Origin of the sequence: Paenibacillus agilis, from assembly GCF_007786455.1 — a bacterium.
Taxonomy (GTDB): Bacteria; Bacillota; Bacilli; order Paenibacillales; family Paenibacillaceae; genus Paenibacillus_B; species Paenibacillus_B agilis.
Genome location: NZ_VNJK01000001.1, coordinates 1,249,921 through 1,266,773, shown reverse-complemented (window position 1 = coordinate 1,266,773; position 16,853 = coordinate 1,249,921). Strand labels below are relative to the sequence as shown.

At 42.8% G+C, this 16,853-nt stretch carries 10 protein-coding genes; 4 read left to right on the top strand and 6 right to left on the bottom strand.

Translation table 11 applies throughout. From position 1 onward, the window contains the following. Positions 1-57: 57 nt before the first annotated feature. From FPZ44_RS05525 to FPZ44_RS05510, 4 genes are all read right to left on the bottom strand, one after another. Positions 58-1,842 (bottom strand): acyl-CoA dehydrogenase family protein, encoded by a 1,785-nt coding sequence (locus FPZ44_RS05525; protein WP_144988145.1) that lies wholly within the window; start codon positions 1,840-1,842, stop codon positions 58-60. Positions 1,843-2,240: 398 nt separating this feature from the next. Then, positions 2,241-3,425 carry an acetyl-CoA C-acyltransferase gene (locus tag FPZ44_RS05520; RefSeq protein WP_144988143.1) on the bottom strand — a complete coding sequence of 395 codons (1,185 nt, stop codon included), beginning with the start codon at positions 3,423-3,425 and terminating at the stop codon, positions 2,241-2,243. Positions 3,426-3,521: 96 nt separating this feature from the next. Then, positions 3,522-5,918: a 3-hydroxyacyl-CoA dehydrogenase/enoyl-CoA hydratase family protein gene (locus FPZ44_RS05515; RefSeq protein WP_144988141.1), complete on the bottom strand. Its 2,397-nt coding sequence runs from the start codon at positions 5,916-5,918 to the stop codon at positions 3,522-3,524. A gap of 264 nt (positions 5,919-6,182) precedes the next feature. After that, on the bottom strand, positions 6,183-8,366 hold the full coding sequence (locus FPZ44_RS05510) for a (Fe-S)-binding protein (RefSeq protein ID WP_144988139.1): 2,184 nt from the start codon (positions 8,364-8,366) through the stop codon (positions 6,183-6,185). A 261-nt stretch (positions 8,367-8,627) separates the two neighbouring features. Between FPZ44_RS05510 and FPZ44_RS05505 the strand changes: the two genes are divergently transcribed. The 3 genes from FPZ44_RS05505 (at position 8,628) to FPZ44_RS05495 (ending at position 11,144) form a co-directional block, all read left to right on the top strand. Then, complete coding sequence (locus tag FPZ44_RS05505) at positions 8,628-9,215, top strand: TetR/AcrR family transcriptional regulator (protein ID WP_144988137.1); 588 nt, start codon at positions 8,628-8,630, stop codon at positions 9,213-9,215. A gap of 114 nt (positions 9,216-9,329) precedes the next feature. Next, positions 9,330-10,097 carry an electron transfer flavoprotein subunit beta/FixA family protein gene (locus tag FPZ44_RS05500; protein WP_144988135.1) on the top strand — a complete coding sequence of 256 codons (768 nt, stop codon included), beginning with the start codon at positions 9,330-9,332 and terminating at the stop codon, positions 10,095-10,097. A gap of 66 nt (positions 10,098-10,163) precedes the next feature. Then, positions 10,164-11,144, top strand: coding sequence for an electron transfer flavoprotein subunit alpha/FixB family protein (locus tag FPZ44_RS05495; RefSeq protein WP_144988133.1), 981 nt, complete (start codon positions 10,164-10,166; stop codon positions 11,142-11,144). Positions 11,145-12,608: 1,464 nt separating this feature from the next. Here FPZ44_RS05495 and FPZ44_RS05490 read toward each other — a convergent pair. Both FPZ44_RS05490 and FPZ44_RS05485 read right to left on the bottom strand, forming a co-directional pair. Next, positions 12,609-13,733, bottom strand: a complete 1,125-nt coding sequence (locus FPZ44_RS05490; RefSeq protein ID WP_144988131.1) for a hypothetical protein — start codon at positions 13,731-13,733, stop codon at positions 12,609-12,611. After that, a complete protein-coding gene (locus FPZ44_RS05485; protein WP_144988129.1) occupies positions 13,702-14,997 on the bottom strand; it encodes a hypothetical protein in 1,296 nt (431 codons plus the stop codon). The genes FPZ44_RS05490 and FPZ44_RS05485 overlap by 32 nt, the downstream gene beginning before the upstream one ends. 1,409 nt (positions 14,998-16,406) lie before the next feature. On the opposite strand from FPZ44_RS05485, the gene FPZ44_RS05480 reads away from it, so the two are divergent. Continuing rightward, positions 16,407-16,769: a type II toxin-antitoxin system RelE/ParE family toxin gene (locus FPZ44_RS05480; protein ID WP_144988127.1), complete on the top strand. Its 363-nt coding sequence runs from the start codon at positions 16,407-16,409 to the stop codon at positions 16,767-16,769. Positions 16,770-16,853 lie beyond the last annotated feature (84 nt).

Sequence of the window (16,853 nt, the reverse complement as noted above, 5' to 3'; positions counted from 1 at the left end):
TCGATTACGGCGTTGTTGGTTAGCGTGTGTCAGCCATATTTTCGACGATATCAACCGTTAGACGATGTACTTTTCTGCACCAATTACACGAGCCGCAATACCGCGCTTTACAGCTACCGTATCAATCGGCGTGTTGCGAGTCAGCTTCTTCAAAATCGACAGCTGTGTACGCAGTACATCGCCACTTTCCATTGTCGCAAGGGCCTCTTTTGCAAAACGATCAACGTCATCAAATGCTTCGTGTACATATACTTTCGTCATTTCGATAGCATTGGCAGCCTTTTGTTCACCTAGTTTGGCAATCATTTTACGTGTCCGCAGCAGCGCACTCTCCATGGCATAGACGAGAATCATAACATCCGCCAAATTACTGAGCACTTCCTGCTGCTTATCAAGCTCCATGGCGTACTTTTGCATTGCTAATCCACCAATCATGAGGAATATTTTTTTGGCCATCAACAGCAAATGCGTCTCATGCTCCAACGTGCCCTCAAATGTTTGTCCAGGTACGAGCTGCATAAGTTCAGCTTGCAAGCCTTGTGCTTTTTGCATGAGAGGCAGTTCGCCTTTCATCGCTTTTTTGACCAAAGTGCCTGGGATAAGCAAGCGGTTAATTTCATTTGTGCCTTCAAAAATACGGTTAATTCGCGAATCACGGTAAATACGCTCGATTTTATATTCCTGCGTAAAGCCGTAGCCACCATGAATCTGCACGCCTTCATCTGCAACGAAGTCCAGCACTTCGGACGCAAATACTTTGTTAATCGAGCATTCTAAGGCATATTCTGCAATACTCTTCGCCAGCAATTGACCGGAATCAGGTTGATTTTGGTCAATGTCCTTCATACTCGAATCAATCAAGCCGGAAGTGCGGTACACCATGCTTTCCGTCACGTACGTACGAATGTTCATTTCTGCCAGCTTTTTGCCGATGAGTGGGAAAGCAGACAACGGTTTACTGAACTGTGTACGTGTATTTGCATATTTGGAGCTGAGCTCAATCGCTTCTTTCGCTGCGCCAAGACAGCCAGCACCTAATTTAAATCGACCAATGTTCAAAATATTGAACGCGATAACATGGCCACGGCCAATTTCACCGAGTACATTTTCAACAGGAACTTTTACATCTTCAAAGAACAATGGGCACGTAGATGATCCTTTAATACCCATCTTTTTCTCCTCAGGGCCGATCGAAAACCCTTCCATATCACGCTCTACAATAAAGGTCGTAAAGTCCTTACCATCCACTTTCGCATATACAATGAAAATATCTGCAAATCCAGCATTCGTAATAAATATTTTGGAGCCATTCAAAATGTAATGCTGACCGTCTTCAGACAGCTTCGCTGTCGTCTTCGCGCCCAATGCATCCGAACCAGATGTCGGCTCTGTTAAGCAGTAGGCTGCAATCTTTTCACCTGTAGCCAATGCCGGCAAATATTTGCGCTTCTGCTCAGCTGTTCCGAAAAAAACGATCGGCAGCGTACCAATACCAACATGCGCACCTACGGACAGGGCAAACGAAGAGGCTTTAGCAAGCGTTTCGTTAATAAGTGTGGAACTAACCTTGTCCAGACCAAGACCGCCATACTCTTCTGGAACGTCTGAGCCAAGCAAGCCAAGCTCACCCGCTTTACGAATCAGCTTAACCGTCAGCTCGTAATTGAGCTTCTCGATTTCTTCGTCGTGAGGCATTACTTCTCCCTCTACAAAGTCACGTGTTGTCTCCATCATCATGCGCTGTTCTTCTACAAAGTCCTCAGGTATAACGACGGAGCTCGCCTCAACATCATCAATAATGAAGCTTCCGCCTTTCACTTTCGTACCTTTCGTGTCCAACATATCCAATCTCTCCTTTATCATATAATGAATGCGTTTACATTAAGATAAATTTCTATTAAAAATTAATGGATATAATTAGTTGATTTCTATTTCTTCTGTGCGAAGGAATAACCTCATATTCACGCCAATACTACCTTCCACAACCGTACACAAATGAAAACTAAAGATAGGGCATGGACAAATGTGCAGCTATTTTTAGCAGAAAACGCCATTTTGCAGTAAATACGGACAAATGTGCAGTTCATTTTCTCGATTAGGCACTTTAAATGGGTGAGTAGACCAAAATAAATGTATTTTTGGCGTTAATCTGCGAAATAGGCAGATTTACAAATGAAATAACTGCACAATTGTCACTAATATCGATTAGGAACGTTATGAACTTTCCACTTACTCAGTGCTTAAGCTCCATACACCTCAATTACTCCGGCCGCTCCCATACCGCCGCCAATACACATCGATACGACGCCATATCCTCCGCCGCGGCGACGCAGCTCATGGACGAGCGATGCGGTCAGCTTCGTTCCTGTGCAGCCAAGTGGATGCCCAAGCGCAATAGCCCCACCGTTCACGTTGACTTTGCTTTCATCCAATTCCAGCTGACGAATAATAGCTACGCATTGTGAAGCAAATGCTTCGTTCAGCTCATATAGATTCACTTGCTCTTTCGTAATACCAGCCAGCTTAAGCGCTTTTGGAATCGCTTCGATTGGGCCAATTCCCATCACTTCAGGGTCAACACCCGCCAATGCAAAGGAGCGAAATGCTGCCAGCGGCTTCAGACCTAGTGCTTCTGCACGCTCTCTGGACATCAGTACAGCAGCAGCAGCACCATCACTCATCTGTGAGGCATTGCCAGCTGTGACCGAGCCTTTCGCTGCAAAAGATGGCTTCAGCTTAGCCAAACCTTCTATCGACGTGTCAGTGCGAACACCTTCGTCCATATCGAATACGATATCCTTCTCCCACGGACGCCCATTCTCACCGATGCCCTTTACCTTCGTCGAGACTGAGACGATCTCATCTTTGAATTTGCCTTCTGAAATTGCCGCTGCCGCTTTCCTATGGCTGTTATACGCGAATTCGTCTTGCGCTTCGCGGCTAATGTCATAGCGGTTCGCCACATTTTCCGCAGTATGGCCCATGCCCATATATACTTGCGGCATTTCTGCTACAAGCTGAGGATGCGGTGCAAGCTTGAATCCTGTCATCGGGACGTGACTCATACTTTCGACGCCCCCCGCCACGATGACATCGGCGTGCCCAAGCATAATCCGTTCAGCCGCATAAGCAATCGACTGTAGTCCCGATGCGCAAAAGCGGTTGACTGTAACAGCTGGCACAGTCGTCGGAAAGTCTGCATACAGCGACATTACACGGGCAAAGTTAAGGCCTTGCTCACCCTCAGGCATTGCACAGCCGATAATGACGTCATCAACGTCCTCTTTGCGCAGACCAGGCGCCCTACGGATTGCTTCATCCAGCACAATGCGGCCTAAATCCTCGGAACGTGTATGCGCTAAACTGCCGCGCTTCGCTCTGCCAATCGGTGTACGCACGATGGATACTATGACTGCTTCTTTCATCGTAATCTCCCCTCACTGGTTCTGATCTCAGTTATTTGGTTAGCTAAATAGTTTAATAGCTCGATGATTCGTTAATACGAAACCCATTCAACTCTACTAGTTGCGCAGTGGTTTACCCGTCGTCAAAATATGCTGCATCCGCTGCTGCGTCTTAGGCTCACCCGTTAAGCTTAAAAATGCTTCTCGCTCCAGATCGAGCATATACTGCTCCGAAACATAGCTGTTCGCTGGCACATTTCCGCCAGCCAATACATGCGCAAGCTTGTTGGCGATCAGTTGGTCGTGCTCGCTGATAAAACCACTTTGGCGCATCGTATACGCACCTAGCTGCATAACCGCTTTGCCTTGTTCGCCGACAACGCGGATACGCTCTTCGACTGGCGCAGTATAGCCAGCACGATCCATATCCAGCACGGCCATTTTTGCTTCATAAATACGGTGATCCGAGTTAATAACGACCGAATCTTGCGGTGCCATGTAACCAAGTCGCTTCGTATCATGACCGCTCGTTGACACTTTCGCCATCCCAATCGTTTCAAAGTAACCATTCATAAATGGCTGCAAATCAACTTCAGGATTGCTCACTAAGCGGCTTGTGCGCAGTGCAACTTCTTTACAACCACCGCCTGCTGGAATAAGACCAACACCGACTTCAACAAGTCCATAGTAAGTTTCAGCCGAGAAAATCACCTTATCAGCTGGCATACAAGCTTCCACTCCACCACCAAGCGTCATCTGATGCGGAGCAGCCACGACCGGCTTCGGCAACCGTTTCAATGCCATCATGCTGTTTTGGAACAATCGAATTATGCTATCCACTTCATCCCACTCGCCATCCTGCGCTTCCATTAATAGCAGCATCAAGTTGGCACCGACGCAAAAATGTTTACCTTCATTCGCAATGACGAGACCTCGATAGTTGTTGCGCACTTCTTCTGCGCTCTTCTGAATCATCGTTAAAATGTCCCCGCCAATGGCGTTATTAGGCGAACTGAACTCCAGACAGGCAACATCGTCACCAATATCAATCAAATTCGCACCTGAGTTAGACAAAATAATACGATTTTGCTCTTTCAGCGCACGCAGGGAAATGTGCTCAGGCCGAGTTTCAACAGCAGTTAGGGCGCATTCATAATAGAAGGCGCTGCTTCCAGCTTCTCTCACGTAAAAGCTCGTATGACCAGCAGCAATCCATGATGTAACCCAATCTGGCAGGACGTCCCCTTCCGCCTCCATTCGCTGCGCACTTTTTACAAGACCGATGGCATCCCATAGCTCAAACGGCCCGAGATCCCAGTTGAAGCCCCACTTCATTGCATTGTCAATCTCAACAATGGAGTCTGCTATCTCACCCAATTTATTTGCAGCGTACAGCAGTACAGGCTTGAGCACGTTCCACGCAAGCTCCGAATAACGGTCACCCGTTCCGAGAAGCGCCTTTATTTTGGCTGCTGCGCCTTTAGCAGATTTAGCCGCTTCTAGTGAAGCTCCCTTCACTTTTTGCGACAATGCATACTCCATCGTGTCCAGTTTCAGCGCCTGAATCTCTTTTCCAGTCGCCGTCTTTACTTTTTTATAGAAGCCCTGTCCCTGCTTCTCACCGATCCAGCCTAGTTCCACCATCCGGCGCAGCACGGTCGGCGCATCAAAAATAGCTTTCTCCGACTCATCCGTCGTATTGTCATACACGTTCCCAGCCACATGAACAAAAGTATCCAGACCAACAAGATCGAGCGTACGGAAAGTCGCGCTTTTCGGTCGGCCCATAGCTGGCCCTGTAACTGCGTCGATTTCTTCGACGGTATAACCTTTTTCCAACATTTCACGCAGCGTCACGAGCAGCCCATACGTACCGATCCGATTGGCAATAAAATTCGGCGTATCTTTGGCCGATACCACGCCTTTGCCGAGGCTCTTTTCACCAAACAGAGTCATATATTTCACAATTTCAGGGTCCGTAGTCTGGCCTGGAATAACTTCCAGCAGCTTCATATAACGCGGTGGATTAAAGAAATGAGTGCCTAAAAAATGACGTTTGAATGCATCCCCACAAGGCTCTACCATTTCGTTGATCGAAATGCCTGAAGTGTTAGAGGAAACGATAGTACCTGGTGTCCATACCTGCTCAATGCGCTGCAGTAATTGGCGCTTCACGTCAAGACGCTCTACGACAACTTCGATAATCCAGTCCACTTTGGACAATTTGTGCAGGTCGTCTTCCAGGTTGCCTGGTGTGATTCGAGTAGCAAATGCCTCGCTATACAGCGGAGCTGGCTTTGTTTTCTTAAGCTTTTCAATTGCTGTTACGGCAAGCTTACTGCGCACTTTGGGATGCTCTAAAGTAAGACCTGCTTTTTTCTCATCTTCGGTAAGCTGTGTTGGAACGATATCAAGCAGCAAACAAGAGATACCTGCACCTGCTAAATGTGCGGCTATCGCTGCTCCCATCACACCTGAGCCAATCACGGCGGCTTGCTGAATCGGTTTGACCATGTTCGGAAACCCTCCTGTTTGAAAATGGTGAGCTTATATTGGTAATGAAATTGTTGCTAATTAAGAGTTGATGTGTCGTTTGCGCTGTAAATTTTAAATGTGGAATCTCAATTCAAGTAGAATAATTGGAGTCGTATAAGTAGCGAATAGTAGTCATATCGTTAAAGTGGTTTTACTTAGTAGAAGCAATGCAATCTCTGTGAAGTTGTTGTTGTTTTTCTTGATTAGGACCTGATGCTCACATTTAAATCTGCATCCTATACCCTATGCCGTTACAGCCTCCTTATCACCAGACGAGACAGGGCCAAACACGGCAAGCTCCAGCAGCTCGGCAATATCCTTCGTTTGCACACTTTCCTCGGCATTCAACAGCTTGGTGCCATCCTCCATCATCGTCAAGCAAAATGGACACGCGGATGAGATAACCGTTGGCTTCACTTCGAGTGCCTGCTCGGTTCGAGCCAAGTTCACTCTTTTGCCCGCCGTTTCTTCCATCCACATCATGCCGCCGCCAGCGCCGCAGCACATGCCGTTTTCGCGTGTACGCTCCATCTCCAACAGCTCTACGCCCTCAATCGCGCGCAGCACGTTGCGCGGTTGGTCATAGACGTTGTTATAGCGCCCTAAGTAGCAGGAATCATGGTACGTTACACGCTCTTTCACCTCATGCTTAGGAACTATGCGCTTGTCACGAACGAGTTCGTCAAGCAGCTCGGTATGGTGCAGCACTTCTGCTTCTAGGCCGAATTCAGGATACTCATTTTTGAGCGTATTGTACGTGTGCGGACATGCCGTCACAATTTTACGAACATTGTATTTTTGGAACGTGCCTATATTTTCTTCACACAGCTGCTGGAACAAAAATTCATTGCCCATGCGCCGTGGCGTGTCGCCGGAGTTCTTTTCCTCGTTGCCAAGGATCGCGAAGTTTACACCTGCTTCATTAAGCAAACGGACAAAGGCCCGTGTTACTTTGCGACTGCGGTTATCGTAAGAGCCCATCGAGCCAACGAAGAATAGCACGTCGAAAGCTGGATTTTCTTTAACTGTAGGCACTTTTAGAACGCCCTCTGGATCAACATCCTGCACCCATTTCACACGATCGTTGCGGCTAATGCCCCACGGGTTGCTTTGACGCTCGATATTTTGCAAAGCACGCTGCCCATCATGCGGCATGCTGCCTTGAGTAAGTACAAGGTAACGGCGTAAGTCAATAATTTTATCAACATGCTCATTGCCGACCGGGCATTGGTCTTCACAGTTGCGGCACGTTGTGCAAGCCCATATTTCTGACTCACTCATAATATCACCGACAAGTTCTAGCTGCCCTGATGTACGCCCATCTTCTACAGGCAGCCAAGATCGTGCCTGCGCTTGCATGGTCGCACCGATGTCCGTAATGCCCTGCCCATTCCATGCTCCTAGCTGCTTCCCCTCCATTCGCATCATATGAGTCGTCTCGCCTGAAAAAGCAAATGAAGGAACCCAAGGGGATTTCGATGTAATTGCAGCACCCTTTTCGGTTAAATGGTCGCGCATTTTTATAATCATGTGCATCGGTGACAGCCATTTACCAGTGCTCGCTGCTGGGCACACATTCGTACAGCGGCCGCATTCCACACATGCATACAAATCAAGTAACTGCTTTTGCGTCAAATCTTCAATTTTGCCGACGCCAAATGATTCCACTTCTTCATCTTCCAAATCGAGCTTGCGCAATCGACCAACAGGCTCCGTACGCCGCAGAATGATATTGAGTGGTGCCGTAATTAGGTGAAAGTGTTTGGATTGTGGCACATATACGAGGAACGCCAGCAAAATAAGTAAATGAGCCCACCAGCTAATTACATACAAAACAGTTGCAGCTTCTGTACTCATACCAAGTGAGTCGAACGGTATAGCGATCAGTGATGAGAAAGGCGCGTGCCAGGATGGCTCCAATCCTTCTCGTATTCGGGCGAAAGTTTGTGTGAACAGTACAGAAAGCATCAAGCTGTAGATGAAGAAAAGGACTAGACTTGGCTTCCAGCCTCGCTTAAGTCTTTGCAGTCTCTCTCCATATCGACGATATGCAGCGTAGCCCATCGCAATGAGAATCGATGCTACGGTCAGCTCTTGCAGCAGCTCGAAGTAAGCAAATCCGGGAATAGGCAGCGAACGTCCTGCCAAGCCTTTGTAAATAATATCAATGGCTCCGAGCTGTAAAATAAGGAATCCATAGAAGACAACAAGATGCATCAATCCGCTTTTGCGGTCCTTCATCAGCTTCGTCTGTCCAAACACTTGCCCCATAAACTCGCGCAAATTGTGCTTAACCCGCCCCTTCCAATTAACGGGCTGCCCCAATTGGACGTACAAATAACGATGGTACACCGCTTCGAAAAACCAATAGACGCCAAGCCCAGTAACGCCCAAAAATAGCAGCAGATGCACGAACGCTCCTGGCATTAAAACCAACTCCTTTCTGAGATGTCCATACCTAGTAAATAGTACATTAGTTAAAAAAACGAATGAACGCTCATTCATTTTGTGGTTAAGCGCTTCCAATTGCTACTTAATCACGGAGCTACAAAGCTAACTTGCCTCTTTATGAAACGCTTTGCGATGAGCAAATGTCATTGACAAGGAAAAGTTTGTATTTTATGATAGCAGCAACTGAATGAGTATTCATTCATGATTTAGCCATATTCTAACATCGAGGTGATTCCATTGACAAGTAGCAAAAAAGAAAAATATACCCAAATTCTCGAAGCGGCCTTAAAAGTGTTTGCCGAGCACGGGTATCACCGCTCTCAAGTTGCTCGGATAGCTAAGGAAGCTGGAGTTGCTGACGGTACTATTTATTTGTATTTCAAACGGAAGGAGGATATTCTCATCTCTCTGTTTCGAGAGAAACTGGGCGAGCTGGTGAGTAAATTTCATGCGACTATCGAGCAAACAACCAGTGCGAAAGATGCGCTGCGTAAAGTGTGCGAGATTCATTATACAGAGCTGGAGAACAATGTGGACCTCGCGTTTGTCACTCAAATTGAGCTGCGTCAAAGCTCTCTTGAGCTGCGCAAAGAGATAGGAAGCGCAATTAAGCCCTACATCACTTTAATTGAGCAGCTGCTTCAGCAAGGTATTGAAGAGGGCCTCTTCCGTCCTGATCTCGATGTAAAGCTGACACGTTTGCTTCTATTTGGTGCGATGGATGAGGTTGTGACCTCGTGGTTGATTTCCGGTAGAAAATATTCGCTATCCGGCCAAGTAGATGGGACAGTAAACTTCTTTTTTAAAGGTATCGAACAAGTATAACCAATTTTTATTCCAGCCTTTGTAACTGGATGTTGCTCCCCTTAGATGCATTTGCTGCGAGGTTACTCGGCTTTCTCTTACTTCATTTATTTTGAACGAAAGGGGCAGTGCAAGATGAACATTATCGTCTTAGTAAAGCAAACGTTTGATACGGAGGAAAAAATCGTCGTGGAACAAGGCTCCGTTGTAGAAGATGGTGTTAAATTCGTCATTAATCCATATGATGAATATGCCGTTGAGCAAGCGATCCAAATTCGCGACGAGGCAGGCGGTAAAGTAACCGTTGTCTCGGTAGGACCTGAACGAGCAGCAGAAGCGCTGCGCACCGCACTCGCCATGGGGGCTGATGAAGCTGTACTTATAAATGACAGCCGCATTGGTCATGATGAGCATTCTGTCGCTATGGCCTTGCACGCGTTTGTCTCGCAAGAGCCGTACGATTTAATTCTCGGGGGCAATTTCTCCGTAGACAACGGAGCAGGTCAAGTCGCCGTTCGACTGGCCAAATTACTTTCCATCCCGCACACTTCATCCATTACAAAGCTGGACATTGCCGCAGGCAGCGCAGTCGCTCACCGCGATGCAGAGGGCGACCTCGAAACAGTTGAGCTGCCCTTGCCTGCTTTATTTACAGCACAACAAGGCTTGAACGAGCCGCGTTATCCTTCCTTGCAAGGCATTATGAAAGCAAAGAAAAAGCCGTTCCGCGAACTGTCACTCGACGACTTGAATCTCGATGCTGGCACGGTTGCTCCTCGTACGGAACGCAAAGATTTGCAGCTCCCCCCTGCTCGCCAAGCTGGAAAAATGATTTCCGGTGAGCCAGCAGAGCAGGCACAGGAGCTGTTCCGTCTGCTGCGTACAGAAGCAAAAGTCATTTAATTGTTCGAATTCGAGTTCGCATAACTTCACTATTATTTCTTTGCATTCCAAGGAGGCGATTTTACGATGTCGAAAACATTTCTTGTTGTAGCTGAAACGAGAGGCGGCTCCCTACGCCAAGTATCCTTTGAAACGATTAGTGCAGCACGCTCAGCTGGAGGAGCAGACACGACTGTAGCAGCCGTGCTACTTGGTGCAGCGACTGACGCGTTTGTTAACGAACTGACTCAATACGGTGCAGATCGCGTGTACACGGTCGCGCATGCCGACTTAGAGCATTACAACCCGCAAGCTTATTTTGCTGCGCTGCAGACCGTTGTGCAAACCGTACAGCCAGATGCTATTTTCTTCGGGCATACCGCCATCGGTAAAGACTTGGCGCCACAATTTTCGGCTGAACTTGGTGCTGGTCAAATTTCAGATATTACTGCGATTGAAGTGGATGACAGCGGACAAGCGCTGTTTACACGTCCGATTTATGCAGGTAAAGTGCTGGAGAAAAAAGCGTTCACCGCTTTGCCTTGGATTGTTACGGTACGCCCGAACAATATCGCGCCTTTGGCCATCGATGCGACACGTACGGCAGCAGCGGAAGCAATTGCTTATCCAGAGCCTTCGCTGCAAACGATTATTCGTGATGTCGTACGCAACACATCAGGGAAAATCGACTTGAGTGAGGCGAAAGTCATTATTTCAGGCGGGCGCGGTGTTCGCAGTGCAGACGGGTTCAAGCCGTTGGAGGAACTAGCCGCCGTATTGGGCGGCGCAGTTGGCGCATCACGCGGTGCGTGTGACGCAGGATACTGCGACTACGCCCTGCAAATTGGGCAGACAGGCAAAGTGGTGACGCCTGAGCTGTATATCGCCTGCGGCATTAGCGGTGCGATTCAGCACGTTGCGGGCATGAGCTCTTCACGGGTTATTATCGCGATCAATAAGGACCCGGAAGCACCTATTTTTAAAATTGCCGACTACGGGATTGTGGGCGACCTGTTTGAAGTGGTTCCGCTGCTGACAGAGCAGTTCAAGTTGGCATTGCAGCCGTAATAGATATAAATACGAAAACACTGAGGCCACCACGGCTTCAGTGTTTTTTTGTTGAGCAGCATCAGCTTTGCTTATGTATCTGTACTGCTCGAACCTACTATTCACCCTTGTTTCATTCTACATTCTCGTATAGAGAGTGACAAAGATGCGGAATTTTCGTGGCTGCCTAACTCAGTTTCAATCCACACTCTCGTATAGAGAGTGACAGGACCGTTTTGAGCCCTTGCTGTATAAGGATTCAGAGGTCCAAAAGTGCGAATCTCGCTTTTCACTCCACTTTCAAAGGCGTGAAAATTAAAAAACGCTCTCAACCCGCTTACTACGTAGGTGCGAATACCCCAGGGATTTTATGTGCACTTCAGGTTCGCACCAACACTAATATATTAATAAGGTTATCAAACTTTTTCCATCACCTTGTTGAATTATCTAGAATATCGGCTTTAAAAACTACCAAGACAGCGAAAAGATTTAATGACTAAACATATCAAATGCACAGAACCGAAGAACAACTCGTGTAGGATGTGACTGGCCAAAGCTGCTGAGATTATGTCCACAGCCATCTTTTAATCCACTCATCCGTGCCGGATGTGACGTGACAGTATCGAGATGACTCTTAAGTCAGTTCAGTACTTTAAGCACTACTATTTCATCACAACAATGTTGTTTGCTGCAATGGATACAATACGTGCTCTCTCAGAGCTGTAGCCACTAAATGTTTAAGTTGTTACCTTTAATTATATTGTGGCTTACTTTGATTGTATAGTTGTCTCACACTATTTAGAGTTTAGTCGTCAACCAAATCCATCAGTGAATAATCAAAAACTTGTCTGCATTGAATCAAATCACCTCTACTCTACTCTCCTCTGCCAAAAAACATAAAAAAGTTAGGTCGAAAGCACTTAAATAGTTAAAAAGGAAATTTGATGAGGAATAGTGATGAATTACGAATTTAAATTTGGTTTAAGGAAAAAATATCAGATTGCAGAAGAAGAGAATAAATACCGTGAACTCATAATCACCATACAAAATGATGAGATAAATACATTAACATATAGAAAGGGGAAATGACCTTGAGTAACGCTACTATTATACAGACTAGAGACGATAGTTTTATAAGTTCTGGTTCAGCAACTTCTATTACTTTAAATAACCAACTATATAGAGTAGATGAACAAAACCAAGTTATATATTACATAAACAACTTGGTTTTGTTCTGGGGACTTATCTTTTTGTTATGACTTAATTAAGAAGTATGAAAAAGAATCAATGCACGCTTTAGATATCATAAGAAGATTAATAATCAATAGCTACAATGGAGAAAACAATGTTATTGTTCTTTGCAAATATAAAGATGGTCAGTCTCACGTGAATCAGCTTTCTCTGTATAATGATTTCGCAATAGTTAATTATCTGTTGTAAATAGACTAGGCGGTATGCCGCCTAGTCTTTATATATAGATTCACTTTATCCACTAGGCCTTTCTCTTCTTAAAATACGCATTTCTAGATCCTCTAACTTATCATCTAAATAGTACAAAAAATTAGTTCTATTACTTTTAATGTGTTCAAAATCTTCTATTGAAATACTTAATATATATTTCTTTAACCTGGCATATTCAATTTGGCTAGCTTTAGCGTGCTTCCACTCATCCCCAGAAAAGTGTTTTCTTGAAAAAATAATCCCCGTTTTACAATGATCAATCTTATCTATTCCGCCGGCTAACTTATCCACCCATAGACTTGGAACATTGTTATCTTCATTTTTACATTCACAAATTACTCTTCTCCCCATCGATATAAGTATCGGTAACTCTATCAACTTAAGATATGGCAATAAAGTCACTGTTACGTCAATCTGATTTGACTGAGTGTGGACAGTAGGATCAACTCTAAAAAAGGTTATAAATGACAAAAGCAAACAACTTATATCTTCAAGTGCCTTTCCTTTTTCTTCTGTACTTACACCTTCATCAAAACTGTTAACCAACCTTTCAAAAGCTTGATCAAATTCTTCCCATCTTGGTTTGAACAATGTATTATCTATTTCCTCTCTTCCTAAATCATTTGAAAGGAAATCTTTTGCACTAACTGAAACTTTAGGAGGTTCTTTAGGTTCTACATCATGAACTTCTTTTACAAATTCTACAGATTTCTTCGGCTTTATAGGCTTTAAAATATCATACAATCCATTGTATCTTTTTTTAGGCTCAGTAGGATTAGGCTTATGTATAAGATTAAATGTCAATTGAATATACTCAATATGCTCTATTGGCTCGAACTTCTCTTCACATTCATAACAACGCAATTCGGATGGTATTTGCTCCAATGAATTAGCTATGAATGCTAACTCATGCGAGCAGTCAGGACAATAGATCTCATAATTAATACTAAATAATTTTAATTTAACCGTAGAAATACTAAATATTTCATTAGCAAGATTAAAATCTACTCCCATATCAACAGCGAATCTTGAGGGACGAATTCTTTTTCTCTTTTCGCCACTTAATTTACTTAACCAGTAATCGAATTGTTCAATTACCTGTAAATCAAATTCATACTCACGTAAACGAATTAATGAGGGAAAGTACATGATTGTACTCCTCCTTTAGTAAATAACGTTTAAACTCAATTTTGTAAAAACCTTTAAAAGCATTTATACGAGTATCTATTCTGGCTACCTTTTTTTGATCTTCAATTGTGTCCTCAACAATCTCAACTTCATTATCCTCAACACTGTATTCAGCTTCCAGCAAAGGTTCATCAATAGCAGTATCAAGCTCTTTAAACCAAATAATCCATATACTATCAAGCAATTGTACTTCATTTATTGTTTCCTTTGTATCAAAGAAAATATCAGAAGTCTGAATTGGTTTTCTACGCTGCTCAGTTCGAGCTTGAATACGTCCACCTCTGTCATCACGGAAGTCAAACTTGCTAACATAACCTAACTTTCCTTCAAAATACCGCTCAACTACCCCTTCATTTTGTACAATTAAACCTCTTTCTAACAATCCCACGATTCGTTCCACTAAATTTATAGGATCTTGATTGCTCTTTAGTTCTAATTTATTAGCAATTTCCTTTGTGAAATCACTAATGAGATTTATATGTTCAAGCACTTTAGGCAGAATTTGAAGTTCTATAAAATTTGTGAGTTCCTTTTCAATTTTATACATTTTATTCTTAATCTCTTCTGAGCCACTATCCAAATATAATAAACCAAAATCCGAACTGATAAGATCCATATACTGTTTGGCAATTGAGTTTACACTAATCGCTTTATCTTCTACGTTCTGATTATTTTTCAATTGTGATCTTGACCGTATTCTAAGTAATAATGTGTTAGTGACCAAGTCTATTTCACAACATACATATGTATTTACAGGTGTGAACATAGCTGTTCCATTCCCTAACTTCTGTATGTAATTTTTCTCAATAAATCCAACATATATCTTACTAATCGTACTACTATCAAATTGATCAACTTCATATTCGAATCTAGATAAAGTAATACTCTCTGGAAAATGAATTGTATCTATATTATTAAATTGACCTAGCCCTCTACTTGTTAAATATTCATCTATCGATTCCTTATATTTAAAGGTCTCTAAAGATTCACTGTCTAATTCAATATAAAAGTTATGTTTATTTTTCCCATACCATAGTTGTTCTCTAAAGAATTCTCGTACGACCTCTTCATTAACCTGTCCTTCATTTACTGAAAGCGTAATATTTCGCAAAAGATTATTCTTATTTCCTTGGTGTTGTATTTGATTATTCTTTGCAAAAAATCTAAATTGTCCAGCATTGATACTACTAGCGATATCCTGTCGGATAATAAACGAATTTTCCATAAAACACCCTCCTCACCTAGGAAAGACGCATTACTAACATAGACTACCTTCAAACATTATACTTCACATGCATATTGGAAAACAGGAATAAATTTACTAACCCCCACAAATATATAACTCCTTAAATGTTATATCTACTTCATTCGGTATTGAATTCCTTAGAACATTTCAGCTAACTATTCCCTCTCTTTAACTATTGTATTATTTCATTTATTAAATATTGATTTCGGTTGAATTTCCTAAGTTTTACATCTTTAAAATTAGTAACCATACAAGGCATCTTAACTTTGCATATCATACTGTATTGTTTCGTATAATTTATTGCGTCAAACCTTCGCTTAAACGATGCATTTTAAATCTGAATAGAAAAATTTTTTTTCCCTTTTCTTAAACATAAAAAACTGAGCATACCCTAAAACTCAAATCCACGTGAACCTCTTCGTCTATTTACTTTCTTTATTAATTCTGTTTTACGTAATCTTGAATTCTTCAATGCTTCCTTTGTTTCGTCGCTGGTCAATAATTCTTCAGGAGTGAAGTTTATAATTTGACCCCCCCATTTCCCTGCATTCAATCCCTGATCTTGTTATATTTACGATACTTAACATTTTAGCTTCTGAGTTCTCTGCTTCTATTTTACGAATTACAATATCACCTTAGTGAATTTATTGACGTTTGAGTTTACAGGATACTGCAACTCATAGTTCTCTTTTTTCAATGCTTTATTCCGTTTAGAAATTTGAAATATAACAAGTACCAATATCATTATTAAAGCTACTACACCTATCACTATTGGTAAGTTACACGTTAGTTCATAATTTTTGAAATTTGTAAAAAATGAAGTTCCGAATGTTGCCAAAATTATGATTAGAGCTGTAATTGCGATCTTGATATTATCTTCCAACAAATCCTATATACTTTCTTTGAGAAGGTTAACTATCTTATTCATCCGTTGCCTCCAATAATTTAAAATCACTACTATTAAATCCAAATATAACGTAGGTGATGTGTCTTGACATTAAAAATCTTCTATAGAAATACAGTTAAGAGACTCCTAATTCTTATTTTTCCAGTTCATCAATCATAATTAATTTTGACCATGAGGAACTTGAAGCAATTTGGCTTCATCAACTAGAATCAAGCCAAATCGTTGTCAACTTTGAATTTCTTGTTCTACTTATATTCGTTATTACGCCCAAATCGGTCAATGGAGGTTTCTTTTCGTTAAGTTTGTTTGTATTCAATTGATTTTAGCAGTTTCAGCATTTAAAAGGAGTTTTGTTTTCACTTTTATATGACCAAACTGCTTCAAAATTTCATACGTATCTTTAAACTTTATAACTTTCTTGATCCAATTATAACATTTGTGTTATAATTTACGTTAACGAATAATTGAAAGGGGCATTCCGGTGTACAAGATTATGTTGTACGAAGATGCCCGTGGAAATTGTCCGATGGAAGATTTCATGTATGAGCTTAATAAGAAGGCTTCAGCGGATAAGAAAGCAAGAACATTACTTAAAAAAGTCATGTATACCGTTGATCTTCTTAAACAAAATGGGACACGATCTGGGGAAAAGTTCACTAAGCAAATCGAAGGTAAGCTTTGGGAAATGCGACCAGATAGCCATAGGGTGTTTTTCTTTGTGTGGAATGGGAATCATATTATTCTTCTACATACTTTTAGGAAGGAAGGAAGGAAAACACCCGTTCAAGAAATTAAAAAAGCAAAACATGAAATGGATGATTGGATGAAACGTCACGGGTATTGAGAGGGGATTTTTCCCCCTCTCCCTCAATTGAGGTTAGTACTACATAAATTCGGAAGTCCAAAGACTTGGAACGAGAAATCGAAT

Coding starts and splice junctions, on each gene's coding strand:
- FPZ44_RS05525 (WP_144988145.1), bottom strand. CDS start 1,842: ATGTTGGACACGAAAGGTACGAAAGTGAAAGGCGGAAGCTTCATTATT.
- FPZ44_RS05520 (WP_144988143.1), bottom strand. CDS start 3,425: ATGAAAGAAGCAGTCATAGTATCCATCGTGCGTACACCGATTGGCAGA.
- FPZ44_RS05515 (WP_144988141.1), bottom strand. CDS start 5,918: ATGGTCAAACCGATTCAGCAAGCCGCCGTGATTGGCTCAGGTGTGATG.
- FPZ44_RS05510 (WP_144988139.1), bottom strand. CDS start 8,366: ATGCCAGGAGCGTTCGTGCATCTGCTGCTATTTTTGGGCGTTACTGGG.
- FPZ44_RS05500 (WP_144988135.1), top strand. CDS start 9,330: ATGAACATTATCGTCTTAGTAAAGCAAACGTTTGATACGGAGGAAAAA.
- FPZ44_RS05495 (WP_144988133.1), top strand. CDS start 10,164: ATGTCGAAAACATTTCTTGTTGTAGCTGAAACGAGAGGCGGCTCCCTA.
- FPZ44_RS05490 (WP_144988131.1), bottom strand. CDS start 13,733: ATGTACTTTCCCTCATTAATTCGTTTACGTGAGTATGAATTTGATTTA.
- FPZ44_RS05485 (WP_144988129.1), bottom strand. CDS start 14,997: ATGGAAAATTCGTTTATTATCCGACAGGATATCGCTAGTAGTATCAAT.